Here is a 19,792-nt window from a genome sequence, read left to right as displayed (position 1 = left end):
AGTCGCTCTAGCACGGCACGAAGGCCTCCCTTAGCCGGTCGAGCGCCGTCCTTTTCGCGTCATTTCCGGTCAGAAGTAGGCCGAGCGTGCGCAGGAAAACGGCGAGGATCGCGGCGTCTGAGCCTTCCGGAAAATCCATCCCGGCGCAGTTTCGCGCAAGTTCGGCATAAAGCGCGCGGCGCTCTTTCGAGACGCCGGCCGCAGCACCTCCACCGGCCTCGCGCAGGCGGTACCAATCGACGAGGATATCGGCGAGGGCAATGTCGGGGAGCCCGATTTGCGGGAGCGACAGAAGGTCGGCAATTTCGGAGAGGCGCGCGGTCTTCACCATGGCCTGCATGCGGGGCGGCCAGTCCTCGGGCAGTCGGCGGGCGACAACGGCGCGGAAGTGACGATTGAGGAACTGCCGGTAATTCGCGACAGCCAGGACAGAACCGTCCTGTCCCGTGCGGTCGGCCTCGGCGACATAGCGGGCGAACCAGGCGTCGAAACCGGGGGCGTCGCAAACGGCGCGGTCCGATATGTCCATGCCCTCGGAGCCGATCTCGAGGCACTTCCAGCCGGCCGGATAGGCGACCGTCGAGGGAACGGAGACGTTCACAAGCCCGGCTTCGGCGGCGGTGGCTTCCACATGCCAGTGGCCGCTGAAGTGGAGCGGAATGCCGGTGGCTGCTATGGCGGCGGCGACATCGGGCGTCGGCATCCGGCGCGCGCCGGCGCGCGAGCCGGGCAGGGTTTCGAGCGCCGCCGTCAGCCCGCGAAAGATATCCGCGACGGGGTAGTGCGAAAAGGCTATGAGCCGCTTGTTTTTGGCCTCGGCCCGGCGCGCGACGTCGCGCATCCAGGCGAGCAGGTAGGGCTTGTGCCGCACCGTCGCGTTCCAGCCCTCCTTGCTGCAGTCGTCATAGCCGCCATCCGCATTCGGCAGATAGACATTGGCGTCGATGGAAAGCAGCCACAGCCCCTCGACCGGCTCGACCAGATAGGACATGTCGCTGATAAGGGCGCTCTCGCCGCCTTCAACGGCGGTCCGCGCCCTGCGATCCGCCATGTCGGGCGATGCGCCGAAGGGCGTTTCCCAGTAGAGGTCTGACGGCTGGGGGCGATAGCCGAACTGGCCGGCATAGGGCAGGGTCTCGTCGTAACCGACCATGCGCATGCCGGGGCAGGAACGCGTTTCCTTTCCGGGCGCAGCCCCCGGGGCAGCGTACGCTTCGACATTTCCGACCGGGTCGACGAAATTCTTCGCCAGCGGCTTGCCGGTCATCGACCACTGGTCGTGGTTTCCGGGCGTGGCGAAGAAGCGGATGCCGTGACGCCGGCTGTAGTCTGCCAGAAGGTCCGAGACGGCCTGCCAGTTGGCGGGCTGGCCGTCATCCGTCAGATCGCCGGCGATGATGCAGAGCCTGATCCCCTCGGCGGCCACGGCATCGAGCGCCGCGCGAAACGCCGCCTCGCTTTCATTGAAGACGCGCGTGGAGTGCAGGCTGTCGGCAAGCGAGCGCACGAACGGCGCTTCGGCGGCGGCGCTGCCGAAGCGGACGTCATGCAGATGCGGATCGGCGAGGACGGCGATGCGGATCATCGCGGCTCCTTGTCCGCTTGTTCAGGATCGCGATGGTCGATCCGGTCGATCCAGGCGGAAGCCTTGCGCGTCGCCTCGACCAGCATCGGCTTCGGCGCCTCGAACCATTCGTCGGGGCGCAGTTCGCGCCTTGTACGGACATGGTCGAGCGCGACTTCCAGCGTGGGGTAGCGGTCGGGCATCTGCTTGTGCAGCAGCAGCGCCACCAGCGCCACCGAGCGGCTGCGCCCGCCGCGGCAGTTCACCAAAAGGTTGCCGCGTTCGCGCAGCGGATAGGAGGCCCGGTTCGGCAGGATCTGCGACAGTGCCCCGAGCAACTGGTAGTAGCCGGCAAGGATCATGGTTTCGGCATTGCCGGCGCCATCGACAAGGCCGAGCTTGTAGTAGCGGTAGGCGCCGTGGCCATAGGTCAGATGGCCTTCTTCCACCTCCGGATCAGGGGCGTCGACGACGTTGATGTCGAGATTGACGGCGCAGTTCACCACGGTGGTGATGTTATGTTTGCGCAGCAGCGGCAGGTTCGACATGCCTTCGCGGCCGCCGACATAGACGGCGATGCCATAGGGCTCCAGCCGCTCCTCGATCAGGCTGATTTCGGGACGGTCATAGCGGGGCGACTTGGGCATCGGGCTGGCGTGGTTCATGCGATCATCCTTGCGCGATCTGTTTCATTGGAAAGCGACGCCAGCGGAATGCCGGTCGCGGCGCTGACTTCCGAGGCCAGCGCCGGCACGACGGCCAGCACGGGCCCGCCCTGGCCGAGGCCATCTGCCGGCAGGTCGCTGACGCGGCCTCCGGCCTCTTCGACCAGAAGCAGGCCGGCGAGGCAATCCCAGGCATTCATGTGCAGTTCGGCATAACCGTCCGAGCGGCCATCGGCAACATAGGCCAGCCCCAGCGCGCCGGAGGCGGCGCGGCGGACATTCGCGCCGTAGTCGAGCAAGCGGTTCATGACAGTCAGATAATCCTTCTGCGGGCGGCGGTTGCTCCAGCCGAGCTCCAGGCAGGCGGCGGAGAAGCTGCGGGTTCCGGCGACATGGATCGGCCGGTCGTTGCAGGTCGCGCCCGCGCCGCGCCGAGCAAACCACAGTTCCTTCGTCGCCGGAGCGTAGATCGCGCCGATCTCGGTGATGCCGTCACGCACATAGGCGATCGAAATGCAGAAATGCGGGATGCCGCGGGCGAAATTGGCGGTGCCGTCGATCGGATCGACGACCCAGACCGAGCGGCCGGAGACCGCGCCGCCGGTTTCCTCGCCGAGGAATTCGTCATCCGGCAAGGCTTCCGCGAGCCGTGCCTTCAGGTGGGCTTCAACGGCGGCGTCGGTCTCGGTCAGGAAGTCCTGCGATCCCTTCATCGCGATCTCTTCGGATTCGCGGCGGCGGAAACCGTCGAGCGCGATCCGGCCCGCGCTTTGGGCAATGGAAAGGCACAGCTCGGCGCGATCGATGATCTGCTGGTCTGCGGGTTTGGCTGCTTGGTTCATGCAGGAGTAACTCCGTTCAAGAAGCGGCGCGCGGGCGCCAGTGTTTCGGTATGTGCTGGCCCCTCATAGGGCGGGGGCGAGCGCGCTGGCGCGGCGGCGGAAATCGATGGCGTCTGCGACCCGGTCGAGCGTCGGAAACCGGCCGCCGGGGCCGTGGGCGACGTAGCCCGGGCAATGATGCGCCGGCGCGCCGTCCGGCTGCTTGCCCAGCGTCAGCGGGCGGTAGATGCCGCCAGCGCGCTCCAGGATCAGGATCGCGGCGGTGACGTCCCAGGCGTTGACGCCGAAACCGGCTGCTGCATCCGCCCAGCCGGCCGCGACATGGCAAAGGCTGAGCGCCGCGCTGCCCGGGCGGCGCAGGCAGGAGAAGGCGGAGATGAGGTCGCCGAGCCCGGCCAATGCCGCCTCGCGGCCTTCAAGGCGGAAGTCGCGCTGGACCGGATAGCCGGTAATCAGCGTCGCCCGCGCCTCGTCGCGGGCTTGCGGGCAACTGAGCGGCGCGCCGTTGACAAAGGCGCCGTCGCTGTCTGCGGAAAACATCGTGTCTGACATCGGGTCATAGACAGCGCCGGCGACGATCCGGCCATCGACCACGGCCCCGATCGAGACGCACCAGAAGGCAAGCCCTGCGGCGAAATTCGAGGTGCCGTCGATCGGATCGACGAACCATTTGACCGGCCCCTTGCCGATCTCGCCGCCTTCCTCGCCGACAATGGCCGACTGCGGGACTTCGGCCAGAAGATGCTCGCGGATTGTTGCCTCGGTGCGCTTGTCATGCACCGTCACCGGATCGTGCAGGTCGACCTTGTAGTCCACGGCCATGTCGGCGCGAAACACCTGGGTCAACGGTGTTCCGGCCGCGCGCGCCACGGCCTCGGCGACCTCGCGCAGGCGGGCGGGGGAGGGGATCGCGGGATCGGCGATGGCGGTCATTGGGGTTTGTCCTTCATTGTCCTGTCCCCGGGCCCTTTCGAGGCCCGGGGTTTCGCGGCTCGGGAGGTCAGCGGCTGTAGTGGATGCGCCAGAAATCCTGCCAGTCCTGGCGGGTGTCCCAGTCTTCCAGGCCGGTTGTGGAATCATAGGCCTGCAAATTGTCCCAGAGATCGACAATGCCGGATGGCTCGTCGGAGGGCATGGCGATCGTGGTGTTGGTCGGCACCTTGCCGTCAACCATCTGCGGCGCGATGCCTTCTTCCGTCAGGACGTAATGGACGAACAGCTTGGCTGCGTTCGGGCTGTCCGTGCCGGTCGCGATCAGCGCCAGCTTCGAGTAGGTCCAGCCAACCCAGGGCTCCAGCGTGTCGCAGATCGCCATCTTGTGGCCCTTGTCCTCGATATCGCGGAACTTGGCGGACGACATCAGCCCGAAGAACGGCTCCTTCTGGCCGGGCGCGCCGACGGCGGCGGAGGTGTTGTCGTCGCCCTCGGTCACCAGCGGCGCGTTCGCCCCGATGGCCGCGACCCAGGCCTTGGTGGCGCTGTCGAACTCGGTTTCGAGCGGCTTGCCGTAGTGTGCCTCGTAGGCGGCGCGGATCTCGTTGTCGTGATGGCTTTCCATCTGGCTGAACCAGTCGGTGTAGCTCGACTTCGACAAGGGGTCGATCATGGCGAAGCGCCGGTTCCATTCCGGATCGGTCAACGCCCAGATATTGTCCACCGGGCAGGCATCATAGACCTCGGTGTTATAGGCGAAGACGTTGGCGTTGGTGGTCGCCGTCAGCGGATCCTGATAGCTTGCCGGGATCACGTCGGCCATGTCAGGCGGCAGGTAGCTGTAGACGAAGTCCTCGGGAATAAGCTGGGCAAGCGCTGCGGGCGCGTCGGTGATCATCAGCACATCGCCCTGCACATTGCCGGCCTGCGATTCCCGGATCACCATTTCGAGCTGCGAGGTCGCGCTGACCTTCTGGCCGATGGCATCGATGCCGTATTTGTCGGAAAAGGCCTCTACCATCTCCACGATCTTGCCGGTGCTGTCATAGACGGTGAGCTGCGGCTCTCCCTTTGCCGCCTCGACCAGCGCATCGAGGTTGAAATCCTGTGCAAGGGCCGGCGTCGCTAACGCGGCGACGAGGGCCAGGGCTGACATGCTTGTTTGCATCTGCGTCAATCTCTTCATTTCGGGTCTCCTCCCCTTGAGATGGCCGGGCGGTTGGTCCGCCCGGCCAGAACGTTCACCGCTCGTAGTTCAGGCGCCAGAAATCCTGCCAATCCTGCCGCGTGTCATAGTCATCGATGGCGGTGGAAAGGTCGTAGGTCAGCAGCTGGTCCCAGGCGGCGCCGATGCCGGACGGCTCGTCCTCAGGAAGGCTGACCTCGGTGTTGGCGGATTTCTTGCCGTCATCGGCCTGCGGAGCGATGCCTTCCGCGGTCATCACGTAGTGGATGAAAAGCTTGGCCGCGTTCGGGCTGTCGGTACCGGTGGCGATCAGGCCGACGCCGGCATTGGTGAAACCGAGCCAGGGCTCAATGCCCTCGCAAAGGCCTAACTTGTAGTCCGAGTCCGCATTGTCGCGGTACTTGGCCGAACTCATCAGGCCCATGAAGCCTTCCTTCTGGCCCGGCGCGCCCACGGCTTCTGCCGCGTTGCTGTCAGAGCTGCCCAGAAGCGGCGCATTGGCCGCAAGCATGGCGACCCATTGTTCCGTCGCGCTCTGCTCGGACGTGTCAAGCGGCTTGCCGAAGAAGTCCTCATAGGCGGCGGCGAGCGCGTCATTGCCATGGGATTCCATCTGGTTGAACCAGTCGGTGTAAACCGACTTGTTCAGCGGGTCCTGCATGGCGACCTTGCCGTGCCATTCCGGCTGGGTCAGTTCCCAGACATTCGAGACCGGGCAGGTATCATAGAGCTCGGTATTATAGGTCCAGACATTGGCCATGGTGACCACGACCAGCGGGTCCTGGTAACGCGCCTCGATCACGTCGGCGAGGTCCGGCGGCACCCAGCTGACGGCGAAGTCGTTCGGCAGAAGCTCGGCGATCGCCGCCGGCGCGTCCGAGATGATCGAGACGTCGCCCTGCACGTTTCCGGCCATCGCCTCGCGCGCCATCATCTCGAGCTGGGCGTGGGCCTTGACCTTCTGGCCGACCGCGTCGACGCCGTATTTCGCGGAAAAATTCTCCGCCATGGTCACGATCTTGCCGGTGCTGTCGAACACGGTCAGTTGCGGCTCTCCCTTCGCCGCCTCGATCAGCACGTCGAGATCGAATTCCTCGGCCTGAACGCCTGTCGCCATCAGGCAAAGGGCGAGCGCGCCGGTGGCTTTCAACATCATCAGTCTCATGTCTTTCCTCTCCTCCCGTTGAAATGGTTGCGGCCCGCTCCTCCGGCGGGCCGGCATTTATCGGCTGTAGTGAATGCGCCAGAAATCCTGCCAGTCCTGGCGCTTGTCGAAGTCTTCCGCCGCGGTGGCGGTGTCGTAGACCATCAGTTCGTCCATGTAGTCGGCCACGCCCGATACTTCATCCGGATTGGCCGGCACGGCGGCGTTGGACGAGACCTTGCCGTCGACCGACATCGGCGCGATGCCCTCTTCGCTGAGCAGGTAGTGGACGAAGAGCTTCGCCGCGTTCGGGCTGTCGGTGCCGGAAGCCATCACGGCGAGACCCGGATAGAGCCAGCCGGCAAAGGGCTGCATGCCGCCGCAGATGCCGAGCGCGGTTTCGCCGCTCTCATTGGAGCGGAACTTGGCTGTGGACATGATGCCGAAGAACGGTTCTGCCTGCCCGACCGCGCCCACGGCTTCGGCCACCGAGGTGCTGTCGCCAAGAAGCGGCGCGTTCTCGCCATACATCCGCACCCATTGTTGGGTTGCGCTTTCCTCCGACCGATCGATCGGTTTGCCGAAATGGGCCTCGTAGGCTTCCGCCATGGCGTCGTCGTGATGGGTTTCGAGCTGGTTGAACCAGTCGGCGTAATTGGGTTTCACCAGCGGGTCGAGCATGGCGACCTTGCCGTGCCATTCCGGCTCGGTCAGGGCCCAGATGTTGTCGACCGGGCAGGTGTCATAAGCCTCCGTTGAATAGGCCCAGACATGCGGGTCCGAGACCACGACCAGCGGGTCCTGCTGGCCTTCTGGAATGTTGCCCGCAAGGTCCGGCGGCAGCCAGCTTGTGACGATCCCTTCCGGGATCAGCTGCGCCATGATCGAGCCGACATCGGCGGCCACGCTCAGATCGCCGACGATGTTGCCGGCCTGATATTCGCGGATCATCAGGTCGATCTGGTCGGCCTCGTTCACCTTCTTGCCGGTGGCCTCCACGCCGTAGAGCGCGGTGAAGGCCTCGGCGGTGCGCACGATCTTGCCGGTGACCGCATAGACGGTGATCGGCGGCTCGGCCCGTGCGGCCTCGACAAGCGCGTCGAGATTGAACTCGCTCTCCTGGGCCTCAGCCGCGCCGCCAAGCGCGACCCCGATGGCCAACGTCGCGAGCGCGGTGGCGGTTTTCAGTTTGATGGTCAAATGTTTCTCCTCCCTTTGAAACAGTGGTTTAAGCGGCGGCCGCGGCCAGAACTTCGTCCGCCGCGCGGATGCGGTCGCCCTTGGCGTCGAAGACGTTGAGCGCGCGCGCCGGAACGCGGAAATACATCCGGTCGCCCTCGCGCACGGTGGGCGCCACATGCGTGTTCATGAAGATCACCTCGTTGCCGGTCTCGAGCTCGATGATCCAGCTTCCGCCGGTGGGCAGGATCGCGGCCACCCGCGCCGGCGCGCCGAAATCGCTGTCGGCGAGGTCGTCCTTGCCGGCGACCAGCGAAATCGCCTCGGGACGGATGCCGACGGAGCCGATGCCCGAAATCTCCGGATGGCGCCTGGCAAGAAAGCGCATCACGGTCTGGACCAGTTCATCCTTGCGCTCGAAATCGAGGATGTTGATCGGCGGCGAGCCGACGAATTCCGCGACGAAGCGGTTGGCGGGCCGCTCGTATATGTCGTCGGGCGTGCCGAGTTGCTGCAGCGTGCCCTCGTTCATCACCGCGATCGTGTCGGCAAGCGTCATCGCCTCCCACTGGTCGTGGGTGACGAACACGATGGTGGTCGAGAACTGGGTGTGGATGCGTTTCAGTTCCGCCCGCATTTCAAGACGCAGGCGGGCGTCGAGGTTCGACAGCGGTTCATCGAGAAGCAGCACGCTCGGGTTCACCGCCAGCATGCGGGCGAGCGCCACGCGCTGCTGCTGGCCGCCCGAAAGCTGCGAGGGGTAGCGTTTGCCGTATTTGCCGATGCCGAGCGCCTCCATCACCTCGGCGGTGCGTTTCTGGCGCTCGGCCTTGGCCACTTTGCGCAGCTTGAGGCCAAACTCGACATTCTGCTCGATGGTCAGGTGCGGCCACAGCGCGTAGCTCTGGAACACCAGGCCCATGCCGCGCTTTTCGGGCGCGACGAAGGTGGCGGTTTCGGGGCAGTCGACCACGCGGTCGCCCACGGCAAGTTCGCCGCTGGACAGGTTCTCCAGACCCGCGATCATTCTGAGCGTCGTGGTCTTGCCGCAGCCCGAGGGGCCGAGCAGGCAGAGGAACTCTCCGTCCGCCACCGAAAGGTCCAGCTTGTGGATCGCCTCATAGGCGCCGTAACTCTTCTTGATGTTCTTCAGCGTAATTCCCGGCATGGCTTATCCTCCCAGGCCTTCGGCGAGATTTGTCTTGGTGAGTTTCTGTGCCGCGAGCGTGCCGAAATAGGCGAGCCCCGCGACGATCAGGACCACCGCATTGGCGGCCTGGGTGTAGTTGTAGTCGACGAGCCGCAGCGAATAGGTCGTCAGCACGTCGGTGGAAGGGACGGCCAGCACCACGAACAGGCTGAGGCCCTTGATGCCCGAGATGAACGGCAGCAGCACGCCGGTGACCAGCGATCCCTTCTGGATCGGCACCACGATGCGGGTCATCCGGTGGAACCAGCCCGATCCCGCGACCTGCGCGGCCTCCTCCGGCTCCTTGCCGAGCTGCATCATCGCCGAGATGCCGGCGCGCGAGGCATAGGGCATCTGATCGGCGATCAGCGCGAGGATCAGGATCGCCATCGTGCCGTAAAGCGCCGGTATCGGGCCGCGCTGCACGGCAAACAGCGACAGATAGGCGGCGGCAAACGCGATGCCCGGCACCAGATAGGGGAAGAAGGTCACCTGCCTGAGGAAAGTGCCGAGCGGGCGCAGCGGCGTGCGCACCACGGCATAGCCGACCAACAGGCCAAGCAGGCCCGACACGACCGAGGCCGAGCCGACGATCCAAAGTGTGTTCCAGGCAGCGCTCCAGAGCTCCGGCGTCAACAGGATGCCCTGCTGCAGCGCGACCGTGTCCAGATTGGTGCCGAGCCAGTAATCCAGCGTGAAATTGTCCCAGGTAAAGCGCGCCGGAACGTGCATGACGGTGGACAGGAACAGGGTCAGGACCGGCAGGCCGACGCTGATCAGGAAGATGAAGGCGGCGAAGCCGGTTGCCGGCAGCCGCAGGCCGCGCAGCCGGCTCAGCCGGTTCATCGACCCCTTGGAGCCGACGGTGACGAACCGGCGCGCCTCGCGGATCAGATAGGCGTCGATCAGCAGCGTCATGATGCCGAGGATCATGATCGATGCGGCGAGAACGCCGGCAACGCCGGTCTGGCGCGAGCCGAGGTTGCGGTAGAGCGAGGTGGCGAGCACGTCGAACTTCACCGGCAGGCCCAGCACATAGGCGACGCCGAACTCGCCGAGGCATTTTGCGAAGATCAGCACGATCGCCGAGATCAGCGCCGGTTTCATCAGCGGCAGCACGATCGACCAGGCGATCCGGCCGCGGCTGGCGCCGAGCATGCGCGCGCTGTCCTCGAGCTGGCTGTCGAAGCGGCGCAGCGCGCTGCCGAACAGCAGGATGATGAAGGGCGTATAATGCAGCGCCAGAATGATGGTGATCGGCACCTGGCCATAGGCCAGCCAGTCCGGCGGCGAGAAACCCATCGCCTCGACCCAGCCCTGCTGGCCGCCGACCGTGCGGTTCTTGAACAGCGTGGTCCAGGCCAGCGCGAAGGTCCAGGCCGGCAGCATGTAGGGCACGATCAGCGCGGTCGCGAACCAGCGCCTTGCGAACATGTCGGTGCGGCTGATCAGCCAGGCGAGGATGCCGCCGACGATTACCGATACGATGATCGCGCCGAAGGCGACGCTGAGCGTGTTGCGCAACGGCTCCCAGAACATGTCGCGGGCGACAGGGGAGAAGAATGTCCTGTGCAGGTAGTAGGAGGTCCACTCGCCGACGGCGGTTCCGGTGCGACGCGCATCGCCGAACTGCGTCTGCACGGCGTCGAGCAGGATCGAGATGATCGGAACGACGATCAGATAGGTGAACAGGGCCGCCATCAGCAGGCCGATCACCGTGGTCGGCTCCCGCATCGCGATCCGGGTGCGGTATTTCAGCCTCGTCACCCAACTCGTTTTGACCGGCCGGCCTACGGGTTCTGCGGCGTGGCTCATCGAGCAAACCTCGCATGCGCAAGTGTGTGCGGCAAAAGGTTTTGTTTCATCTATTTCCTCCCAAGCATGACGGATCGAGCAGGCCATCTGACCGTTCTAATTCGATGCACTCCCTTGCATCCCTGAAAGCCATGCGGCTGCTACCCGACAATTTGGGCCTCACATTCGCAGCAATAACGGGCGATGTCAAAGAGAAAAAGATAGATATAGCACTTGTGTGCATCTTCTATATCGTCATAACTTTTTGATTTAAAATACTATTTTATAAAACAAGAATAATTTTTGGAGATAATATGCACATATGTGCATTATAAGGTCTATGGTCACTACTGCCTCGTCGAGGGCCACATGGGCTATGCCCGGCGTAACGTCATGGTGCCCATCCCGCAGTTTGCGACCTGGGATGCTTTCAATGCCTTTCTGGAAGAACAGTGCCGCAAGCGCCATGGAGACAGGCTGCGCGGTGAGAGCGAGACGATCGGTGAACGGCTGCAGCGCGATCTGGCTGCCATGCAGTCCTTACCAGTCTCACCCTTTGACGCCTGCGATCAGGCTAGTGCCAGGGTCACGGCACAGTCTCTCGTTCGCTACAAGACCCGCGCATCGGCCAGGAGATCGGGAACGATTCCGTTCGGAACGATGCGCTCATCGCGATTCTCGCCCGTGTTGGCGTCGCTGCTTCAAAATGGCAGCTACGATTTCCAAGCGATCACGGTCACTCTGTCGCAGGTGCGGCAGATTAGACTTCCGGCACTCGAACTCGACCTCCTTGAGGCGCTGGCCAGGTGCGACCCGGCCAGTTCGAGGGCCGCTGACGTGTCCGCCGTCCGCGCCGAAGAAATGTATGCGGCCTGTTCCCTCTCCGACGCGGCGGCCGACACACTCCTCGAAGCGAGGCCATAATACTTGCAGCCAGGATTCCAAAGGAGTTCGCCTTCAAAATGCACAGCTGCAATGGCCTTAGCGGCAAAACAAGACCCAGCAGAGAGACTGCGACGTTCGTCCTCTCGATCTCATTGGCGTCTTGCCACCGAAGGCGCGACAATGCTCGCATGACGCGTCTCGAAGATGCCCGGCATGCTAATACAAGAGACCCGATCGAAGGGATGCCGGAGCCGCGCAAGACAGCAGCTCTGTCCAAGCCGCACCATCCCTTGCCACAATGGCGCGGGATGGCAGGCGTACACCGCCCGGTCGGTCAGGCGTCGTAGCCGTAGATTTCCTTGGCGCGTTCGGGCGTGAGGTAGTCATTCTTCAGGTCACGCTCGATATCGGCGCGGCTGCGCTCACGCGGATCGCCGTACCCGCCGCCATTGCCGGTGACGACGCGGATGATGTCGCCTTCGTTGACCGTGAGATTGGTGGTGAAGGCATGGCGGTCGCGGGTCCCGTCACGGCGCATCACCTCGACGTAGTTGACCGAGCCGTCCAGCCCGCCGGAAGCGCCCCAGGGCGGCATGCGCGAGCGGGTGTAGCCGACCGAGAGGAAGTTGTTGTCGGCGCGGACCCGGTAATGCACCTCGATGCCCTTGCCGCCGCGCCACTGGCCCTCGCCACCAGGTTCGGAATTCAGCGCCACCTGCTCGATCCCCAGCCCGTAGCGGGCCTCGGCGACCTCGGCCGGGCAGTTGAAGGTCTCGCCGTGGAAGCCGGAGAACTGGCCCGACACGCCGTCGGAGCCTTCCCACGCGCCCCAGCCGCCGACCTGCGGCTCGACGATAGTGTAGTGGCGGCCGGTATCGGGATGCGGACCGCCGATATTGGTGCCGCAGATCGAGGCGAAATTGCCGGCCGGCACGGAGCCCGGAAAATGCTCCGCCATCGCCCGCAGCAGCATGTCGAACAGCCGGATCTCGACCTCGGCATAATAGCCGAGCGCGCCGGGGGCCTCGACATGATAGATTGTGCCGGGCTTGGTCACCACCTTGAGCGGCCGGAAAAAGCCGCCATTGCCGGGTGCGTCGGCATCGGTGAAATCCTTGAAGGCGAGCTGCACGGCGATCTCCGTGCCCTCGCGCGAGCAGTTGAGCGAACCGGACTGGGCCGGGTTGTCGGTGAGGTCGACGATGAATTCGTCGGCGGTGACCGTCAGCGTGACCTTGTGGACCACGCCGCTGTCCTGCTCCTCGGCAAAGCTGTAAGTGCCCTCGGGAATGTTCGCGAGTGCAGCCCGGGCGCGGCGTTCGCCGAGGTCCATATAGTCGGTCACGGCCGCGGCGAACGTGTCCGCGCCGTATTTCGCGACCAGTTCCAGCACCCGGCGCTCGCCGATGCGCAGACCCGCGATCGCGGCCCACAGATCGCCGTTCAGGTAATCCGGCAGGCGGGAATTGATCTTCATGATATCGAAGACGGCGGAATTCTCGACGCCCGCAGTGAACAGTTTCACCGCCGGAATGCGAATGCCTTCCTGGAAGATTTCCGTGGCCTCAGCCGACATCGAACCGGGCACATTGCCGCCGACATCGTTCCAGTGGGCGATATTGGCGACCCAGGCGACCATCACGCCGTCATGGAAGACAGGCGCTGCCAGCACCATGTCGTTGAGGTGTGTGACGCCGCCGAAATAGGGGTCGTTTGAGGCGAACACATCGCCCTCGCGAATGTCCTCGAGCGGGAACTTGGCGAGAATGCCCGCGATCGCCTTGTCCAGTACGCCGATGAAGGCCGGGATGCCTGCGCCCGACGCGGCGATCTCGCCTTTCGGGTTGAGGATCGAGGTGGAGAGGTCGAGCACCTCGTAGATGATCGCGCTCATCGAGGTCTTTACTTGTGCATAGAACATCTCGTCGGCGATCGCTTCCAGCGCGTTCTGGATGATGTCGAAGGTGACGGGATCAAAGGTCTTGTCGGTCATGGTTCAGCCCCTCGTCTCGATATGCGTGTTGCCGAAATCGTCGATGAAGACGCGGTTACCGGGATGGACAACGATGGTCGTGCCCGGATCCTCGATTACCGCGGGGCCGGTAAACCGCATGCCCGGCTCGAATTTCGTGCTGTCATAGATGGTGGCCTCATGCCGGCCCTCGGTGGCGTAGTCGACCATGCGCCTGCCCTTCACCGCGTCCTCCAGTTTTGCGCCGGTTTTCGGCAGCGCCACCAGTTCGAGCTTGCCAACCTCGGCGGCGGCGACCAGATGCAGGCCGATAACCTCGACGCCGGCGGCAAGGCGATAGGTATATTCGCGCTCATAGATCTCGTGGAATTCCGCGACCATCTTCGACAGGGTTTCATCGGTCACGGGGCCGGCGGGCACCGGCACCTCGACGGCGAATTCCTGGTTCTGGTAGCGGCAGCGCACCATCGGCTTCAGCGAAACTTTTTCGGGGCCGAAACCCTCGCGGGCATATTCGGCGCGCGCCCGCTCCATCGTGTGGGAAAGCAGGGCATCGAGGCCCTCGCGGTCGGCGCTATCCATCAGGCGGGTGACGAAATAGTCGCGGCGCAGGTCCGACATCATCATGCCCCAGGCGGAGAACACCGGCGCGCCGCGCGGTACGACCACCTTCTTCACGCCCAGTTCCTGGCCAAGCGCCACGCCGTGCATCGGCCCGCCGCCGCCGAACACCACCAGGGTGAAGTCGCGCGGGTCGTAGCCACGATTGACGGAGACCAGCTTCAGCGCGTTGACCATGTTGGAATTTGCAATTCGGATGATGCCACGCGCAACGTCCTCGGGCGAATTGCCCATGCGCTCGGCTAGCTTTCCAAGCGCGTTTTCCAGCGCCGGGATATCCGCCTCGACGGAGCCACCGCAGAAATAGTCCTTGTTGATCCGGCCAAGTGCGAGATTGGCGTCCGTGGTGGTCGCGTCCTCGCCGCCACGTCCGTATGAGGCGGGGCCGGGCGTGGAGCCGGCCGAATGCGGGCCGACATGCAGCTTGCCGAAATCGTCGACCCAGGCGATCGACCCGCCGCCATTGCCGATCTCGACGAGATCGACCACCGGCACCATGATCGGGTAACCCGCCGATTTGCCGTCGCGCTCGATCCAGTAATCGGTCTTGATCGTCACCTGGTTGTTTTCGATCAGCGAGCATTTGGCGGTGGTGCCGCCGATGTCGAGCGCCAGGATGTTCGGCTCGCCGATGATCCGGCCGAGCTCGGCCGCGCCCCAGAAGCCGGAGGCCGGGCCGCTTTCGACCATGGTGATCGGCACGGCCTTGATGGCATCGAGGGAATCGACGCCGCAATTCGATTGCATGATGAAAAGCTGGCCGGAATAGCCCTTCCCGGTCAAACCGGCCTCCAGCTTCTCCAGATAACGCTGGGCCTTGGGCTGAACATAGGCCGAAAGGATGGCGGTGTTGGTGCGCTCATATTCGCGCCATTCGCGGGTGATCTGGTGCGATGCGACCACCGTCACCTCGGGCCAGCGCGCCTCGACCTCGGCCTTCAGGCGGATTTCGTGTTCGGGGTTGGCATAGGCATGCAGCAGGCTGATCGCGATCGCCTCAATGCCTTCGGCGCGGAACAGCTCCAGCGTTTCGTCGAGCGAGGCGAGGTCCAGCGGCGTGACCTCGTTGCCGTGATAATCCATCCGCTCGACGATCTCGCGGCGCAGGTAACGCTCCACGAAGGGTGCCGGCTTCTTGTATCTGAGATTGAAGAAGTCCGGCCGGTTGCCGCGACCGATCTCGATGGAATCGCGAAACCCCTTGGTGGTGATCAGCCCGACCTTCGCGCCCTTGCGCTCGGTCAGCGCGTTGATGACGACGGTGGTGCCGTGGGCGAAGAAATCGACCGAGCCGACATCGACCTTCGCCTTTTCCAGAACGTTGAGAACGCCCTTTTCGAAATCCGGCGGCGTGGTGTCGGATTTTTCCGTGCGCACGGTCTGAACGCCGGTTTCAAGGTCGGTCTCGAAATAAACGAGGTCGGTGAAGGTGCCGCCGACATCGGTCGAGACGCGCGTGATTTTGTCAGTCATGGAAAGTCTCTGTTCAATGCGTGAGGAATATCAACGGCTGCGCCGGCCCGATGCGGCAAGCGCGACCGCGACCACGATGATCACGCCGGTGGTGAGGTCCTTGAAGAAGGGGTTCACGTTGAGAATGTTGAAACCGTTGCCGATCAGCGCCATCAACAGCACGCCCGCGACCGAGCGCCAGATCGCGCCCGAACCGCCCATGATCGACGTTCCGCCGAGGATCACCGCCGCGATCGCCTCGAACTCCATGCCGATGCCGGCCTGCGGGGAGGCCATGGAGATGCGCGACACCGCGATGACGCCGGCAAGACCGGCGGCCATGCCCGACAGCGAGAAAGTGACGATCTTGATCAGATTGGTGCGGATGCCCGACAGGATCGCGGCCTCTTCATTGCCGCCGACGGCGAAGACGCGGCGTCCGAATGTGGTCCGGTTCAGCAGCACCATGAAGATCACCATAAAGATGATCAGCACGATCACGGCGATATTGACCATGCCGATGCGGCCACGGCCGATCCAGGAAAATTCGGCGATCCGGACCGGGATCAGCGCGCCGCCAGTGATCAGGATGGCGATGCCGCGATAGACGAGACTGGTGGCGAGCGTGACGAGGAAGGAGTGCACGCCGAAACCGGTGATGATCGCGCCGTTCAGCGTACCGAGCGCAAAACCGATCAATGGTCCGGCGATAATGGCCGTATAAGGATCGACATGAACGGCGATCCAGCCGGCCGCGACCGAGGACACGCCAAAGATCGCCCCCGTCGACAGGTCGAACCCGCCGCCGATGATGACCAGCGTGAGCGCGCAGGCGATGATCGCCAGCGGCGCCGACTGGTTGACGATGTTGAGCAGGTTGCGAGCCGTCAGGAAACTGTCGGAAATCAGGCTGAGCCCGATCATCAAAATGACGATGATGGTGAGAACGCCGTATTCGCGTGCGAAATCGCCGGGCGTGATGGAAAAACGCCGGGCAGGTGTCTGAACGTCGCTCATGGTTGGGTGACCTCCTTGCCGCGGGAGACGGCGCCTTGTTCTTCAAAGATGCGGTGCAGTGCCTCGTCGACCGTGGTGTCCCGGCAGTCGGTCTCCGCGAAGATGCGGCCGTCGCTCATCAGATAGCCGCGATGGGAAAGGTTGATGACCTCCTCGAGTTCCGAGGAGATCAGAAGCACGGCCACGCCGTTCTCAGCCATTTCAATGATGAATTCGTGGATGCTCTGCCGGGCGCCGATATCGACGCCGCGGCTCGGTTCATCGAGGATCAGCAGGCGCGGCTTTTCCACCGCCCATTTCGACAGCAGCACCTTCTGCTGGTTGCCGCCGGAGTAAAAGGCGACCTCGCCGTCCGTTGCGGAGGGGACGATGCCGAAATGGTCGATCATCTTGCGCGCCCGGCTGCGCTCCAGCCCGTGATTGATGAAGCCGTGACGCGAGATGCTGCCGAGCGAGGCGAGCGAAATGTTGGGACGGGTCGTCTGGGTGAGTACCAGGCCCTGCTTGCGCCGGTCCTCGGGCACAAAGGCAATGCCCTGGGCAATGGCGCGCGGCACCTTAAGCCGGCGATTCTGCGCGACGCCTCCTATGGCGTAGCGACCGGAGACGATCGGATCGGCGCCGAACAGCGCGCGCGCGACCTCCGAGCGGCCGGAACCGACAAGGCCGATCAGCCCGACGATCTCGCCGGGGAAAATCTTCAGGGTGATATCGGAAAGGCCGGTGCTCGTAACGACATTCTCCATCTCTACGACCGGCGCCGCCTGTTCGGACGGGCGCGGCGGCAGGGTGGGCCAGCTGATTTCAGAGGCCTCGCCCAGCATGGAATCGACGAGGCTGTTCTTGGTCTCGCCGGCAATGGCGTCGGTGCGGATCACCTTGCCGTCGCGCATGATCGTGACCCGGTCGCAATTGGCGAGGATATGATCGAGAAAATGGCTGACATAGATCACGGTGACGTCGCGCGCTTTCAGCCGGGCGATCAACTGGTGCAGGCGCTCGGCCTCGTCTTCGGTCAGCGACGAGGTCGGCTCGTCCATGATGATCACCCGCGCCTCACGGGCGATCGCGCGCATGATCTCGACCTTCTGGCGCTCGGCGATCCGCATGTCGGCGATCCGGGTATGCGGGTTGAGGCCGAAATCGCAGGTCTCCTCAAGCGCGTGGAAGCGGGCGAGATCGCCCTTGCGCAGGAAGCCCGCGGTATTGCTTTCCAGCCCCAGAAACACGTTTTCGAGAACCGTCAGTTCCGGGACGAGCTGAAGCTCCTGATGGATCATGGCAATGCCGCGGCCAAGGGCGTCGCGCGGCGAAAACCGGGTGACGGCCTCGCCGAACACCTCGACGACGCCTTCATCCGCCGAATAATAGCCGCCGATGATCTTGCCGACCGACGACTTGCCGGCGCCGTTTTCACCGACAAGCGCGTGAACCGAACCTTTTTCAATGTCGATATTGATGTCATTCAGGATGCGCATGCCGCCAAAACTCTTGGCGACGCCCCGAAGCCGGATGGCGATATCGGTCATGGCTTTCCTTTTCATCTTCGGCGCGCCAGCCTTGCCGGCGCGCCGTGTGAAGCCGGGTTCCGGCGCGTTAGATGCGCGCCGGGAATATCTGGATCAGCCCTGCCATTCCGGTTCGAAGTCCGGATTCTCGTCCAGCCATTCCTGGGTGATGATCTTCGGCGTTTCGCGCAGCGAATATTCATCGATCCAGGTCGGAACGGTTTCGCCGTTGAGCGTATCGACCATGGCGTCGAGCGCGGCCGCGCCCATGGATTTCGGGAACTGCGCCAGCGTGCCGCTCCAGCTGCCGGCCTTGATCGCGTCGACGGCGATCTGGTTCAGCCCGCCGCCCAGCGTGTAGATCTGCGTGATGTCGAGACCGGCATCGGCAATCGCGACTTCGGCGCCCATCAGATGCTGGTCGGCATTGGAGAGCACGACGTCGATATCGCGATTGGCCTGCAGGATGTCCTGCATGGCAATCATCGAATCCTGGGGCGAGTAATTGCCCTCGCCGGTGGCGACGATCTCGATATTGTCATGCTCGCCGAGGATTGTCTTGTAGGTGTCGTTGCGCACATTGTCGAAGGGGAAGACGAGCTGGCCGATCAGGACCACGACCTTGCACGGATCCTTGTCGGCGCAGTAATCGACCACCGCATTGGCCTGGGCGGTGGCGCCGACGACGGGATCGGAGGCGACGGTGACGGTGAGGCCCGGCACCTGGGGTTCCATTTCCGTCAGTTCGGGGCCGACGGGAAACAGCGTCGTGCCGACCTTGACGCCAGCCTTTACCGCGTCTTCCAGCGCTGTTGCGATGCCGACCGTATCGTTGGGCGTGATGATGATGGCGTCGAACTTGCCGCCGGCGACGATGTCCTCGACCTGCGAGAACTGCGCGGTGGCGGAAAACTCGCCGTCGAAAATCTGGGTGCTGACATTGTCGTAGCCGGACGCGGCTTCCTTGATGCCATCATAGATCGCCTGGTTGAAGCCGTTCTGCGACGAGGCGGCAAGGAAGGCGATGTTGAAATCCTCGGCCTCGGCGGCCAGCGGCGCGGCAAGCGCCGAGGCGAGGATTGCTGCTGTGAGTGCTGTTTTCATGGGTCGGTTTCTCCGGGTTGAGATATTTTCATTTTGATTATGCGGCCCTTTGAGGGCCATTTAGTGGGACTCTCCGGTCCCTTGGACATCCTTGGTCGGGTTGTTTCCGTCATGCCGGGTGAAATGTGGCCGTCTCGATGTCTTCAAGATGCAAAAGAAGGAATGCCATGGTCACCGCCGGCTGCCAGGCGAGGGCCCGGGCGACGGTTTCTGGCGTGAAATGGCCCTTCGGGCCCAGCATGTTGACCGTTCCGATCACGCGCCCGCCGGCGACCGCCGGAAGGTTCATGTTGGATTCGAAGCCGAGATCGCGGATCTTTTCCCAGTCGAAGAAAACCTCGGCGATCTCATCGATGCTGGTGGTGCTGAAATGCCGGTTGCCGGCAATCACCGTCTCGAAATAGCGATTGCGCTCAAGCGGTTTGAAGCCGCCGGGCTCATAAGCCTCGACATCCTCGGAAAATACCCGGCGCGAACGCATGCGCGGGAGATCGTAGATTGAGGCGGTGGTCAGGCCCTTGCCGACATCTTCGTTCAGGCCGTCGAGCAGATAGGCAAAGACCCGCCGCGCCGCGTCCGGCTCCGCCGCAAGGCGAAAGATCTCTGCCGTATCGCACGGCATCAGCTTTCTCCCTTCATGGCGAGCCCACAGCGCTCCGGCCCGCTGCCGCCGCGCGGAGACTTGACCGATGCAAGCGCGATCAGAGCGATTTTCATGCGGGCGGGTTTCATGTTGG

At 63.8% G+C, this 19,792-nt stretch carries 15 protein-coding genes and 1 pseudogene; 1 reads left to right on the top strand and 15 read right to left on the bottom strand.

Going from position 1 to position 19,792, the window contains the following annotated elements; all coding sequences use genetic code 11:
- Positions 1-7: 7 nt before the first annotated feature.
- The 9 genes from K7H91_RS08305 to K7H91_RS08265 all read right to left on the bottom strand — a co-directional run bounded on the left by K7H91_RS08305 (position 8) and on the right by K7H91_RS08265 (position 10,436).
- Positions 8-1,585, bottom strand: coding sequence for a metallophosphoesterase family protein (locus tag K7H91_RS08305; protein ID WP_230719757.1), 1,578 nt, complete (start codon positions 1,583-1,585; stop codon positions 8-10).
- Positions 1,582-2,229: a dual specificity protein phosphatase family protein gene (locus tag K7H91_RS08300; RefSeq protein ID WP_230719756.1), complete on the bottom strand. Its 648-nt coding sequence runs from the start codon at positions 2,227-2,229 to the stop codon at positions 1,582-1,584. The genes K7H91_RS08305 and K7H91_RS08300 overlap by 4 nt, the downstream gene beginning before the upstream one ends.
- Positions 2,226-3,071: an inositol monophosphatase family protein gene (locus K7H91_RS08295; RefSeq protein WP_230719755.1), complete on the bottom strand. Its 846-nt coding sequence runs from the start codon at positions 3,069-3,071 to the stop codon at positions 2,226-2,228. Before K7H91_RS08295 ends, K7H91_RS08300 begins: the two co-directional genes overlap by 4 nt.
- Before the next feature lie 63 nt (positions 3,072-3,134).
- Positions 3,135-4,004, bottom strand: a complete 870-nt coding sequence (locus tag K7H91_RS08290) for an inositol monophosphatase family protein (protein ID WP_230719754.1) — start codon at positions 4,002-4,004, stop codon at positions 3,135-3,137.
- 67 nt (positions 4,005-4,071) lie between these two features.
- On the bottom strand, positions 4,072-5,190 hold the full coding sequence (locus K7H91_RS08285; protein ID WP_230719753.1) for an ABC transporter substrate-binding protein: 1,119 nt from the start codon (positions 5,188-5,190) through the stop codon (positions 4,072-4,074).
- Between the two features lie 55 nt (positions 5,191-5,245).
- Positions 5,246-6,346, bottom strand: coding sequence for an ABC transporter substrate-binding protein (locus K7H91_RS08280; RefSeq protein WP_230719861.1), 1,101 nt, complete (start codon positions 6,344-6,346; stop codon positions 5,246-5,248).
- Between the two features lie 66 nt (positions 6,347-6,412).
- Positions 6,413-7,534, bottom strand: coding sequence for an ABC transporter substrate-binding protein (locus tag K7H91_RS08275; RefSeq protein ID WP_230719752.1), 1,122 nt, complete (start codon positions 7,532-7,534; stop codon positions 6,413-6,415).
- Positions 7,535-7,562: 28 nt separating this feature from the next.
- Positions 7,563-8,681, bottom strand: coding sequence for an ABC transporter ATP-binding protein (locus tag K7H91_RS08270; protein ID WP_230719751.1), 1,119 nt, complete (start codon positions 8,679-8,681; stop codon positions 7,563-7,565).
- A 3-nt stretch (positions 8,682-8,684) separates the two neighbouring features.
- Positions 8,685-10,436 (bottom strand): ABC transporter permease, encoded by a 1,752-nt coding sequence (locus K7H91_RS08265; protein ID WP_419197462.1) that lies wholly within the window; start codon positions 10,434-10,436, stop codon positions 8,685-8,687.
- 417 nt (positions 10,437-10,853) lie between these two features.
- On the opposite strand from K7H91_RS08265, the pseudogene K7H91_RS08260 reads away from it, so the two are divergent.
- Positions 10,854-11,114 (top strand): annotated as a pseudogene (locus K7H91_RS08260) (IS21 family transposase); the annotation flags it as partial.
- Between the two features lie 601 nt (positions 11,115-11,715).
- Here the strand turns inward: K7H91_RS08260 and K7H91_RS08255 are convergent.
- From K7H91_RS08255 to K7H91_RS08230, 6 genes are all read right to left on the bottom strand, one after another.
- A complete protein-coding gene (locus tag K7H91_RS08255; protein WP_230719749.1) occupies positions 11,716-13,374 on the bottom strand; it encodes a hydantoinase B/oxoprolinase family protein in 1,659 nt (552 codons plus the stop codon).
- 3 nt (positions 13,375-13,377) lie between these two features.
- Positions 13,378-15,447, bottom strand: coding sequence for a hydantoinase/oxoprolinase family protein (locus tag K7H91_RS08250; RefSeq protein WP_230719748.1), 2,070 nt, complete (start codon positions 15,445-15,447; stop codon positions 13,378-13,380).
- 30 nt (positions 15,448-15,477) lie between these two features.
- Positions 15,478-16,443: an ABC transporter permease gene (locus K7H91_RS08245; RefSeq protein ID WP_230719747.1), complete on the bottom strand. Its 966-nt coding sequence runs from the start codon at positions 16,441-16,443 to the stop codon at positions 15,478-15,480.
- Positions 16,440-17,972 carry a sugar ABC transporter ATP-binding protein gene (locus K7H91_RS08240; RefSeq protein WP_230719746.1) on the bottom strand — a complete coding sequence of 511 codons (1,533 nt, stop codon included), beginning with the start codon at positions 17,970-17,972 and terminating at the stop codon, positions 16,440-16,442. Before K7H91_RS08240 ends, K7H91_RS08245 begins: the two co-directional genes overlap by 4 nt.
- Before the next feature lie 93 nt (positions 17,973-18,065).
- Positions 18,066-19,055, bottom strand: coding sequence for a sugar ABC transporter substrate-binding protein (locus K7H91_RS08235; RefSeq protein ID WP_230719745.1), 990 nt, complete (start codon positions 19,053-19,055; stop codon positions 18,066-18,068).
- 109 nt (positions 19,056-19,164) lie between these two features.
- On the bottom strand, positions 19,165-19,677 hold the full coding sequence (locus tag K7H91_RS08230) for a hypothetical protein (RefSeq protein WP_230719744.1): 513 nt from the start codon (positions 19,675-19,677) through the stop codon (positions 19,165-19,167).
- Positions 19,678-19,792: the final 115 nt, after the last annotated feature.

Origin of the sequence: Martelella mediterranea (assembly GCF_021021415.1) — a bacterium.
Lineage (GTDB): Bacteria > Pseudomonadota > Alphaproteobacteria > Rhizobiales > Rhizobiaceae > Martelella > Martelella mediterranea_C.
This window is presented reverse-complemented; position numbering and strand designations above follow the sequence as displayed.